The organism is Moraxella bovoculi, from assembly GCF_000988745.2.
Taxonomy (GTDB): domain Bacteria; phylum Pseudomonadota; class Gammaproteobacteria; order Pseudomonadales; family Moraxellaceae; genus Moraxella; species Moraxella bovoculi.
Map to the genome: position 1 here is coordinate 1,955,461 of NZ_CP011381.2, position 12,261 is coordinate 1,967,721.

At 43.0% G+C, this 12,261-nt stretch carries 10 protein-coding genes; 1 reads left to right on the forward strand and 9 read right to left on the reverse strand.

Annotation, left to right across the window (positions count from 1 at the left end; genetic code table 11):
• Positions 1 to 29: 29 nt before the first annotated feature.
• Positions 30 to 1,277, forward strand: a complete 1,248-nt coding sequence (locus AAX10_RS09050) for a mechanosensitive ion channel (RefSeq protein ID WP_080947151.1) — start codon at positions 30 to 32, stop codon at positions 1,275 to 1,277.
• Between the two features lie 335 nt (positions 1,278 to 1,612).
• Here the strand turns inward: AAX10_RS09050 and AAX10_RS09055 are convergent, their stop codons facing one another.
• From AAX10_RS09055 to AAX10_RS09095, 9 genes are all read right to left on the reverse strand, one after another.
• Positions 1,613 to 4,375: a cold shock domain-containing protein gene (locus AAX10_RS09055; RefSeq protein ID WP_080947152.1), complete on the reverse strand. Its 2,763-nt coding sequence runs from the start codon at positions 4,373 to 4,375 to the stop codon at positions 1,613 to 1,615.
• A gap of 162 nt (positions 4,376 to 4,537) precedes the next feature.
• Entirely contained in the window at positions 4,538 to 6,199 is a 1,662-nt protein-coding gene (ettA, locus tag AAX10_RS09060) for an energy-dependent translational throttle protein EttA (RefSeq protein WP_046700422.1), read from the reverse strand.
• Between the two features lie 228 nt (positions 6,200 to 6,427).
• Positions 6,428 to 6,700: a hypothetical protein gene (locus tag AAX10_RS09065; protein ID WP_046700423.1), complete on the reverse strand. Its 273-nt coding sequence runs from the start codon at positions 6,698 to 6,700 to the stop codon at positions 6,428 to 6,430.
• Between the two features lie 192 nt (positions 6,701 to 6,892).
• On the reverse strand, positions 6,893 to 7,153 hold the full coding sequence (locus tag AAX10_RS09070; protein ID WP_046700424.1) for a hypothetical protein: 261 nt from the start codon (positions 7,151 to 7,153) through the stop codon (positions 6,893 to 6,895).
• A 208-nt stretch (positions 7,154 to 7,361) separates the two neighbouring features.
• Complete coding sequence (locus AAX10_RS09075; protein ID WP_046700425.1) at positions 7,362 to 8,540, reverse strand: acetyl-CoA C-acetyltransferase; 1,179 nt, start codon at positions 8,538 to 8,540, stop codon at positions 7,362 to 7,364.
• A gap of 54 nt (positions 8,541 to 8,594) precedes the next feature.
• On the reverse strand, positions 8,595 to 9,224 hold the full coding sequence (locus tag AAX10_RS09080) for a 3-oxoacid CoA-transferase subunit B (RefSeq protein ID WP_036367118.1): 630 nt from the start codon (positions 9,222 to 9,224) through the stop codon (positions 8,595 to 8,597).
• A 13-nt stretch (positions 9,225 to 9,237) separates the two neighbouring features.
• Positions 9,238 to 9,939: a CoA transferase subunit A gene (locus AAX10_RS09085; protein WP_046700426.1), complete on the reverse strand. Its 702-nt coding sequence runs from the start codon at positions 9,937 to 9,939 to the stop codon at positions 9,238 to 9,240.
• Between the two features lie 25 nt (positions 9,940 to 9,964).
• Positions 9,965 to 11,305, reverse strand: a complete 1,341-nt coding sequence (locus AAX10_RS09090; RefSeq protein ID WP_046700427.1) for a short-chain fatty acid transporter — start codon at positions 11,303 to 11,305, stop codon at positions 9,965 to 9,967.
• Positions 11,306 to 11,343: 38 nt separating this feature from the next.
• Positions 11,344 to 12,138 carry a 3-hydroxybutyrate dehydrogenase gene (locus tag AAX10_RS09095; protein ID WP_036367109.1) on the reverse strand — a complete coding sequence of 265 codons (795 nt, stop codon included), beginning with the start codon at positions 12,136 to 12,138 and terminating at the stop codon, positions 11,344 to 11,346.
• Positions 12,139 to 12,261 lie beyond the last annotated feature (123 nt).

Sequence of the window (12,261 nt, forward strand, 5' to 3'; positions counted from 1 at the left end):
TTAGCAAGTTTAATCAATTGGAGTGTTCCATGGACTACCAATCAAAATTTATTTTATTTAATCAAGGCCTACAAGGACCCGTTGCCTCAATCATCGCAGCCATTCTTATCGGTCTTATCGGCTGGCTATTCGCTTCTATTATTAGAGGTTTGATCGCAAAGGCATTGGCCAAAACTCGCCTAGACCAAAAACTGTCAACCAACGTAGGTGTCAAGCCAATGAGTGGCACGATCGCAGACGTCGTGTATTGGTTCGTTCTTCTGTTGGTATTGACCATGGTATTGGATCGCTTAGGCTTAAATGGTCTATTTATGCCATTGACGAACATGATCGACAAGACATTTAGCTTCATTCCAAATGCACTACTAGCAGTATTTGTGTTCTTCATTGGCTTTGTCGCTGCTCGAGCGGTGCGTGGCATCGTGACCAATTTGGTTGCAGGTTTCAACATTCAAGCCCTAGCCACCAAAGCAGGCATCAACGAAAAGAACAGCCTACCGACCATCGCAGGCTCGCTGTCATTCATGTTGGTGATCATTCCATTCACCATCGCTGCACTAGATGCATTGAAGGTTGAGGCGATCTCTCGCCCTGCCACCAATATGCTAAATAAGGTGCTAGAATCTCTACCGAACGTCTTCACCGCAGCTGCGATTTTGGTTGTTACCTATTATGTCGTGCGCATGCTGGCCGGCATTGTTAAGAACATCTTAGCCAATACCCAAATCGATGCCCTGCCTGCCAAGCTCGGCCTACAAAACGCCCTAGGCGAGAAGAAAGTATCTGACTTGGTTGGCTGTGCGATTTTGTTTTTTGCCATGTTGTTTGCAGGCATTGCGGCAGCTGACTTGTTGGGCTTTGAAGCCATCAGCGGTATCATCGCCATGTTCATCGCCTTCGGCAGCCAGATCATCCTAGGTGCTGTTATCCTAACCATCGGTTTTTGGCTTGCAGGCATCATCGCAGGTGTGGTTGAGCGTTCTGAACAAGGCTCAAAATTCCTAGCCAACATCGTACGCGTCCTAATCATGGGCTTGGTTCTTGCGATGGGTCTAAAAGCAATGGGCATCGCTGACAGCATCGTGAACCTTGCATTCGGCTTGACGCTTGGTGCGGTTGCGGTAGCATTCGCTCTGGCATTCGGCCTAGGTGGTCGTGATGCAGCTGCTCGCCTACTTAAGCGTATTCAAGATAAAGCTGAGCACGAAGCTGACAACAAAGTCTTGCTGCCAAAAGATGCACAAGAAACTTTCCGCAACGATGACAATCGTTTCTAATCCAAAGCTTCAAAACAAAAACGACATCTTAATGATGTCGTTTTTTATGCCTTTGATAATCTTGACTGGTTAATTATTTGGAGGAATTTACCAGTCATAAAACAAACCATCACGCCAATCGGTGCGATGATAAGTCACAAAAGGTTATTAATACACATAACCATTGCTACAATCATGATAGAACAAAGGAAAAATTAAAAGGGTCATATCCTGTCAATCACAGAAACTTAATCCAATATGTTTTATTCAACCACTGACAAAAGCCTACTCTTTTATCTTATGGTGTTAAATACCATCTAAGATTTAGGGTTGATTCAATGGAGGTGACTTTACTATCAAATGATTGTTAACTCAGATGAGTGCCAATATTTAACAGCCCTATACTTATCATGTTCATGCGTATAATCACAGGAGTGACTGCAAGACCGACAGTAAAAATGGGTTACTTTGGTTAATGGCTTATCATTGCTTGGTTCAGTAACCAGATAATTTAGTTTTGTTTTATCTTCAAAATCTACAATGTTAAATCCTAAACTTTGCCAATAGCAAAGATGATTTGAGAATTCTTCTCTGCTAAGGTGTCTTTTATATACCACAAACCATTTTTTATTGGAGCTATTCACTCCATGCTTACCAACCAACTTTTGATTTTGAGGCAAATCAAGATTCGCTAACCTCTCAAAGTCTTGGATAGCATCATTATACTCCTGCTGTTTTTGTTGAGTATCTTTGAATACCATAGGATTTGCGCATTGTGGACAAAGAATGCTATAACCACGATGTCCATTGGGCACATTCCAATTTGCCACAGACATTCCATTGCTTAGCCTGTATTCATTGCGCTTGTCCAGTCTTTCTTTATCACAGCAAGCAAAACATTCTCTGCAAATTACCCAACCATTATTACATTTTTGACTATTACGGCTGTCTATTGTTCCATTGCAATAACCATTAGAGCAGTGAGAAATGTAAACATTTTTATCAGGGTTCTCGCAAAAATTATTATCGCAATAGAAACTACTAACGCGATAAAAGCTATAATTACTACTTCCTTGTGGTTTCAATAAACACCCACAAGACCTACAATTCATGTGAGATAAAAATCTATTGATGTGATTTATTGTGGCATAAAGTATCTCAATTTGCTCTGAATTGTAGGGTATTTTAAGAATATTTAGTAAATCAATCAGAGAGTATTCTTGCCAATTTTCTAGATTTTTTGGTGCTCTCGTCGTTTCAAAGCAAAGCTTATTTCTACACCACATGTAGTGATATTCGCCATTTGAAAGGTTTGGCTTACCATCCGTATCAACAGACCATCGCCCATCACAAATAATGGGATTTTGCTTGTCTTGATCATGATACTCTATTCCCTCTCTAACATAAAAATACTGTTTTTCGTCAATTTGCTTGCCATCACCAAGATATTTTCCAACGCTAAATTGGGACTCAGAATTTGAAGCTCTTGAATATTCACAAGTGCGACCATGACATAAATTAAAATATCCATGTATACGTAAAGTATCATGAGCATCAATCAAAGTATCATATGATAGCGAGTTAAGTAAATTATATTTTAGGAAATTTTTATTTAATTGTTCATGATTAGATATTTTCTCCAATAAGTTAAAAATAATTTTTGTGGAGTAGTCATTAGTGTTTATCTTGATAATGTCATTTAAATCTTTCGATATGGCATGCATCGCAATCATATAAAATATCTTTTTGATGAAAAGCTGTTGATTATGAATGCTCAAACGATGGATGTTCTGTGTATATAAATCATAGTTTAGCAGTGGTTGGAGGTCATCCAACCAAAGCAGGATTTGATTATCTACGGGCAAGGTTTCGATAAAACTTTCTTTTTCTGAGTAAAATCTATAATAATCCAGTCTTTTGATAAAATCTGATTGTTTATCATACGATGCAAATAAATTAACGGAATCATGATTTAAAATTTTTTGAATGACGACATTTTTATTTTCTTCCTTAAGACTTAAAAAATCATCTTGATAAAAAAAATGTAATAATCCTTGTGGGGTTGCGCTATTAATTGCAGACATTAATTGCTGATCTAATTTATAATTATCAAGCAAGATTAATATTTTAATAAAATCATCGGTGGCTACCTCTTCCATCCGACCTTTAAATTTGCTGATAAATAGACTGTAAAAAACATGATAGTGGTAAATTTCGGCATTATTGTACTTAATAAAAGCGAACAGTTTTTCTAATTCCAATACCGTCTCAAAAGCAGACCCAAAGAAGGAAGACTCTGCAAATTTATTTAGAAAATAAGAGTTTTTATTTTGATCTAATTTTATTGCAAAATCCAATAAACAATCTTTAATATAAACTAGATTTTGATTCTTTAATATTTTAAAAATATCATTACAATCAAAACCTTCTTCGCAAGCTATATTGATAATGTTGTATAGGTTTGATTTCTCGTTAAAAGGAACTGTTTTGTTTGATTTTAGCTTATCCACCACACTAACAACAAGATCTCTATACAAATCACTATTTCTGGAGAACTTCTTGGCAGCATCAAGGATCTTATCAAGAACTAAGTCGCTTTCGCCAAATAAAAGCTTTGTACAATCATCGATTATTTCATTATACAAAATTTTATTGCAGCCAATATAATTATAGAACATTGATAGCTCATCTATTTTTTGGTCGTCTGTTACTATTTGTAATAATTCTTGATCTAAAAGATCATTAAACTGTAGATAATGATCGGTATTTCTTTTGATTGTTGAACCGACGTTTTTATATAGTTTGTTATTCTTATCTTTATTCAGCATTAAAAAGAATATTGTTAATACAAACTTCTTATCTTTTTCATCTTCCAAAAGTAAGATGTTATAGGCTTCATTTTTACTACTATCTTTGTCAGATTCTCTTATATAGAAAGTTACCGCTTGACCTTCTATAAACTTGTCTAAATTCAAACTACTTGGTTTAGAAATTTTATTCTTGTGAAAAAATACGGATTGATCATCTCCTCGCTCATTGAAGTATTCAATGAAGCCATATTTTGCACCATCCGCTGTTCCAAACCATAACACTGTACCAATGTATTTTTTCGTATTCATATTTAAATTTAATAAAAAAATGGTATTTATTATACTCTAAGCTTTTTAGATTCTATCTATAAATACTAAAACAAAAACCGCCAAATTTGAGCCGCACCCAAAAGTTAAACATCTAACCTTTGGGGTGCAATTCAAGTTGAGCGGTTTTTATAGCGATTGATATTACCCACCAATCTTCTTATACTTCATACGCTTAGGCGTGGCATCTGCCCCAAGTCGCTCTTTACGCCATTTTTCGTATTCGGTGTAGTTACCGTCAAAGAACTCTGGCGTTTCGTTTTCAAACGACAAAATGTGCGTACAAATACGGTCCAAGAACCAGCGGTCGTGCGACACCACCATGACCGTACCAGGGAACACCTGCACCGCATCTTCCAAGGCACGCAAGGTCTCCACGTCAAGGTCGTTGGACGGTTCGTCAAGCAGGATGACATTCGCCCCTTGTTTTAGGGTTTTGGCAAGTTGCAAGCGGTTACGCTCACCGCCTGACAAGCTCCCCACACGTTTTTGTTGGTCTTGACCCTTAAAGTTAAAGCGTCCGATATAGGCACGGCTTGGCGTGGTGTACTCGCCCACGGTAATCATATCAAGACCGTCTGACACTTCTTCCCACACGGTTTTGTTGTCGTCAAGCTCATCTCTGACCTGCCCCACATAGGCGACTTTTACGCTCTCGCCCACTTCTACCGTGCCTGTGTCGGGTTTGTCTTTACCAGTAATCATATTAAACAAGGTGGTTTTACCTGCACCATTCGGCCCAACAATCCCCACAATCGCCATTGGCGGCACGCTAAACGATAGGTTCTCATACAGTAGACGGTCGCCAAAGGATTTTGAGATGTTGTTAACTTCAATGACTTTATTACCCAAACGAGGTCCTGGTGGAATATAAATCTCCGCCGTCTCGTTACGCTGTTGGAACTCACGAGAGTTCATCTCTTCAAAGCGTTCTAGGCGAGATTTGGATTTGGTTTGCTGACCTTTTTGGTTTTTGCGAACCCACTCTAGCTCTTGCTTTAGGGCCTTGGCAAATGCCTCTTCTTGCTTTTGCTCTTGTTCTAGGCGTTTGTTCTTTTGTTCTAGCCATTCAGTGTAGTTGCCTTGATACGGGTAGCCATAGCCACGGTCAAGCTCCAAAATCCACTCAGCGACATTGTCAAGGAAATAACGGTCGTGGGTAATCGCCACAATCGTGCCAGAGTAGTCTTTTAAAAATCTCTCAAGCCACGCCACAGACTCTGCATCCAAGTGGTTGGTCGGCTCGTCAAGTAGGAGCATGTCAGGCTTGGATAGGAGCAGACGGCACAGGGCAACACGGCGTTTTTCGCCCCCTGACAGCTTAGACACGTCAGCGTCCCACGGTGGCAAGCGAAGTGCGTCCGCTGCTTTTTCAAGCTGGGTATTTAGGTTGTGAGCATCCCACGCCTGAATGATGTCTTCCATTTTGCCTTGCTCGGCGGCAAGTTTGTCAAAATCGGCATCAGGCTCGGCATATTCGGCATAGATTTGGTTAAGGCGTTCTAGGGCATCAAGGGCTTCACGCACGCCGTCTTCCACGTTGCCACGCACGTCTTTGGTGGGGTCAAGTTGGGGTTCTTGGGGCAAATAGCCCACTTTAATGCCTGCTTGCGGACGAGCTTCCCCGCTAAATTCGGTATCCACGCCCGCCATAATGCGTAGCAAGGTGGATTTACCAGCACCGTTTAGCCCCAGCACGCCAATTTTGGCACCCGGGAAGAAAGAAAGCGAAATGTCCTTTAAAATCTCCCGTTTTGGCGGAATGATTTTGGACACTTTGTTCATCGTATAGATATATTGAGCCATAGCTATCCTTTAATGAAAATCTTGAGTTGTCAAAATTAAGAATTTAAGAATTATTGAAAAAAATCAAATCTAACCCGTTATTATTGCACGCTTTGATGGTTTGGGCAAGGGTAAAAAATCAAACAAACAAAGACCACGCCCACATAAATACCAACAATAATACACAAAATATAATAGAACCAATATATAAAAACCAAACAATTTTTCCAAATTTATAAACAATTTTATCTATTTTTCGTTGTTTTTTGGATTTCTTGTAATTCTTGTTTGGTTAAATTCTATATATTTTCTAAATCCAACAACATAAGGTTTGTAGGGTGGTTCTGTTTCATAATAAATTGTATATTCTATTCTATCGCCAATATTTAGCTCTTCTAGACATTTATCGGTCTCTAAGAACATTAACTCGCCTTCAAATAAATAATCATCTTTTACCCAGCCTGTATTTGTTTGATTATCCCAAGACATCAAAATACCAGAACTTCCATCAGGAAATGCCATATCCACTCCTTTTTATGATTTTGGCAAAATAAATTTGGCTGAAATGGTGGATGACAGTCCCCCAATTAGGGACTTCGCTAAAACAATAAAAAATGCTGATAAAAATTCTAAAATTGCCTCATCATTAAATTGCCTAATCATTCCCAAAATACCAATCATTAGCAAATAAATAAAAGTGGCTCCAAACCCTATCTAAAATGCCTTAAAATAATCCATGACTTTAAGTATTTTTACTTTAAAATAAGCCAGCAGTATGCCCGTCAGTAATGCAAGGATAAATCCAATTACACAAATAAAAAATAAGATGATCAATGTACTCTCAATAGTTTTTGGGTCGTCTATTAACATAAGTAAACCGATAATGATGAGCGGCGATCCACCCACCAATCCACCCAATAATGGATAAAGCGTGATGACTTTTAAAGTTGGATACTTGTTTTCTTTATTATTCATAAAAGTATCCTTTTTATGAATTTAATGAAATCATCATTTTAACAATCATCACTCATTTTGCAAAAAGCAAATGCACATCGCACAGCTTAGCAGGTTATCAAGCACTTTGCCAAACAAGCTCAATTTACCCACTTATCAAGCCAAAAAACAAGGGCAGCTTAAAACTGCCCTTGATTTGTTTTTATTTTTAACCAATAAAGCCTAATCGCTACACCCGCTCGACCGCAATGGCAAGCCCCATGCCACCACCGACACACAAGGTGGCGATGCCTTTTTGTTTATTTTGGGCGATAAGCTCATGGATGAGTGTGACCAAGACGCGGCAGCCTGATGCGCCGATGGGGTGTCCTAGGGCGATTGCACCGCCATTGACATTGACTTTCTCGCCATCAAGCCCAAGCTCCTTGGCGACGCCCAAAGCTTGAGCAGAAAAGGCTTCGTTGGCCTCGATCAAATCGACATCTGCCAAAGACCAGCCCGCCTTATCCAGTACGCTCTTGACCGCGCCCACAGGACCAAGACCCATCACGGCAGGGTCGATGCCCGTCACCACATAAGCCACGATTTTTACCAATGGCGTCAGATTGTGCTTCTTGGCAGTGTCCGCTCCCATGAGCAGTACTGCCGCCGCTCCGTCGTTTAGCCCTGAGGCATTGCCAGCAGTTACCGTACCGTCTTTTTTGAAGGCGGGTTTGAGCTTGGCAAGCCCTTCTAGGGTAGTGTTTGGCTTGATGTATTCATCCTTATCCACGACCACAGGCTCGCCCTTTCGCTGTGGCACAGACACAGGGACGATTTGGCTGACGAATTTGCCATCGGCTTGGGCCTTGGCTGCTTTGGTCTGTGAATGTAGAGCAAATTCATCTTGGGCAGCGCGATCGATGTCTAATTTTTCGGCGACATTTTCGGCGGTGATGCCCATGTGATAGCCATTGTACACATCGGTCAAGCCGTCCGCCACCATCGAGTCGGTTAATGTGCCATTACCCATCTTGATGCCATCACGCAGATGCACAAAGTGTGGGCTTTGCGACATCGATTCTTGACCACCTGCGATGACGATGGTGGCATCGCCCGCTTTGATGGCTTGTGCACCCATGTGCACCGCTTTTAGACCAGAGCCGCAGACGACATTGACGGTGGTCGCTGGCGTTTCGACAGGAAAACCTGCCAAAATCGCCGCCTGACGAGCAGGATTTTGTCCCACGCCTGTGGTGAGTACATTGCCCATGATCACCTCGCTGACGAGCGACTTATCCAGTCCCACATCATCCATCAGCCCCTCAATGACGCTCGCCCCAAGCTTGGGCGCAGACACGCTTGCCAATGAGCCCAAAAACGAGCCAATGGCAGTGCGTTTGGCAGACACGATCGCAATATCAGTCATGATTTTTATCCTTATTTATCAATGCTTTATTCTATAAAATGACAAACTTGAGCATTACTGGCTGACAGTCACACCCGTCTTGTCCTGCAATTCCTCAAAGCTTACGCCATCGGCAAGCTCAACGAGTTTTAGTCCCGTATCAGTCACATCAAGCACCGCCAAATCGGTAATGATACGGTGTACGACTTTTTTACCTGTCAAAGGCAGATCGCAGTTTGGCTTGATTTTGAATGAGCCGTCTTTGGCGGTGTGCTCCATTAACACGATGACCCGCTGCACGCCTGCCACCAAGTCCATCGCACCGCCCATGCCCTTGACCATCTTACCTGGGATCATCCAGTTGGCAAGATCACCTTTTTCAGAAACTTCCATCGCCCCCAAAATCGCCAAATTGACCTTACCGCCACGAATCATCGCAAACGACTGCGATGAGCTAAAAAAGCTCGCCCCTGCTTTGGTCGTTACCGTCTGCTTGCCAGCGTTGATGAGATCAGGGTCAATGGTGTCTTCGGTCGGAAACTCGCCAATGCCCAAAAGTCCGTTTTCAGATTGCAAAAACACATCGACCCCGTCTGGGATATAATTGGCGACCAAAGTTGGCAAGCCAATGCCCAGATTGACATAAAAACCGTCCTGCAATTCTTTGGCAGCTCTTTGTGCCATTTGTTCTCTTGTCCAAGCCATTTTATTCTCCTTGTTAATTTGATTTAACGGTGCGCTGCTCAATGCGTTTTTCTGGATTGGCATTTACCACGATGCGGTGCACATAAATGCCAGGCAAATGAATGCTGTCAGGGTCAAGCTCGCCGATTTCCACCAGCTCTTCGACTTCCACCACGCAAATTTTGCCAGCGGTTGCCACATCGGGGTTAAAGTTGCGGGCGGTTTTGTTAAAAATCAAATTGCCCGCCTTATCCGCCTTATCCGCCTTGACAAGCGACACATCGGAAACAAGCGAGCGCTCTAACACATAATCTCGCCCATCAAAGTCACGGATTTCTTTACCTTCCGACACTTGTGTGCCCACGCCTGTGGCAGTAAAAAATGCAGGAATGCCAGCACCGCCCGCCCGAAGTTTTTCGGCAAGCGTGCCTTGTGGGGTCAGTTCTACTTCCAATTCGCCTGACAAAAACTGGCGTTCAAATTCTTTGTTTTCGCCGACATAGGACGCAATCATTTTTTTGATTTGGCGAGTTTGCAAAAGTAGCCCCAAACCAAAATCGTCCACGCCTGCGTTATTGCTAATGCAAGTCAAGCCCTTGACACCACTGTCTCGCAACGCAGCAATTAGGCTTTCTGGAATGCCGCACAAGCCAAAACCGCCCACGGCGATGGTTTGATTATCCGCCACGATGTCCGCCAATGCAGACTGGGCATTGTCAAATACTTTTGAAGTCATAAAACACTCCTATTAACTAAAAAATTTAAACAAAAAATAAAAATCCGCCCGTAATAATCGCGCCCGACACCACCAAAATCACAAGGCAGTAGCCCATAATCGCTCGGGCATCAAGCCCTGCGATGCCCAAAAGTGGCAACGCCCAAAACGGCTGAATCATATTTGTCCACGCATCACCCCATGCGATCGCCATTGCCGTAACAGACGGCTCAACGCCCAATTGTACGCCAGCAGGTATCATCACAGGCCCTTGCACGGCAAATTGCCCACCGCCTGACGGCACAAATACATTGACCAAGCCTGCACTCAAAAACGCCAGTACAGGGAAGGTCTCTTGGCTTGCGACGCTTACAAAAAACTCGCTGATTTGGGTGCCGATGGATACGTCGTCTGCATTGGCGCCCGTCATCAGACCCATAATACCGCCATAAAACGGGAACAAAATCACAATGCCCGTGATGCCATTAATACCGCCGTCCACCGCCCGATAATAGCGTTCTAGCGAGCCGTGAGCCAAAAGCCCCACAAACAAAAACAGCCCGATGACGATGTTCAGCCCCAGATTCACGCCATTCGCTCCAAATTCACCGACATAATACAGCGTCGCCATCACCAACAGCAGCAGCATGATGATGCGACTGTCGTCGAGTTTTTGGGCAGGGGTGGTGCGGGGTGGCAATTCGTAAGTTTCGTCCTGAATTAATTTTGGGTTAATCAAAGTGGGATTTTTTGGGTGCATAAAGCGGTTCAAAATCGGAATGCTGATGAGCAAAATCCCCACAATCAAAAGATTATACCCCGAAAACAGCGTTTGCGATACAGGAATGGCTTCATTTAAAACCCCGCCGGACAATGTTTTTAGCGTATCACCACCCGAGCTTAAAGTCAAAGGCACAGAGCCCGACAGTCCGCCGTGCCAAACCAAGAACCCTGAATATGCAGATGCAATCAGTAGTGGATAATCCACATCTTTGACCTGTTTGGCGACAGCTTTGGCAAACACCGCGCCCACCACCAAACCAAAGCCCCAGTTGAGCCAACACCCAATCAAAGCGACCAATGTCACGACAACAATTGCCATGCTGGGCGTTTTGATAAAACTTGCCAATTTGGTTAAGCCTTTTTGGATGATGGGCGCATTGGCAAGGGCATAGCCTGTCACCAAAATGAGCGCCATCTGCATGGCAAAACCGTGCAATGACCACAGCCCCTGACCCCAGTGCGTTGCCAGCTGGATGGGCGATTGCCCTGTTAACAAAAGCCCTGCCAAAAACGCAATAAAGGTAAGTACCACCGAAAACACAAAAGGCGATGGCAAATAACGATTGACCAGTTTGACACTGACATTGGTGATGGCTTGTAGCATAATAAAATCCTTTTTATTGATTTGATCGCCCTTTTAGATCACCGCATTCCCCAGCCGTGACTGGCGATAAATGATTGCCCTGTAAAAACATTGGTTGGGAACGCTGATAAAAATAACGCAAGATCGCTAATGTCGCCTGTGGTGGTAAACTCGCCATCCACCGTTTGCCCAAGCATGATTTTTTTGACCACTTCTTCTTCACTGATACCCTTTTCACGGGCTTGCTCGGGGATTTGTTTTTCTACCAAAGGTGTCTTAACAAAACCAGGGCAAATAGTATGGCTGCGTACACCGTATTCCGCCCCTTCTTTTGCCAGTACTTTGCACAAGCCAAGTAACCCGTGCTTGGCGGTCACATAGGGGGCTTTTAGTACAGATGCCTCGTGCGAATGCACCGAACCCATATAAATCACCGTACCGCTTTTGTTGGCGTACATATATTTTAAGGCGGCTTGTGTGGTCAAAAACGCCCCGTCCAGATGAATGGCGAGCATTTTTTTCCAATCGGCAAATTTTAACTTATCAATCGGGTCAATGATTTGCACGCCTGCATTGGAAATCAAAATATCCACTTTATTGTCAAAGGCTTGGGCAAATTTATCCACCCCTGCCACCACTTCATTCTCATCGGCGACATTCATCAAAATGGCAAGTGCTTGACCGCCATTTGCCACAATCTCATCGGCAACCGCGGTGGCATTGTCAAGATTAATATCTGCCACGCCAACAATCGCCCCAGCATTGGCAAACGCCACCGCCATTGCCTTGCCAAGTCCAGACCCTGCCCCTGTGATTAGGGCGGTTTTGCCTGTTAAATTATAAGAAATGCTCATCGATTTTTCCTTTTTTAAATCAAATTTAATATCAAAATGCGGTGCGTAAGGTGCGCGCAACGCACCGTTTTTGGGTTGATTTTTTAATGGTGCGTGATACGCACCTTACCAACGGCCAAATGG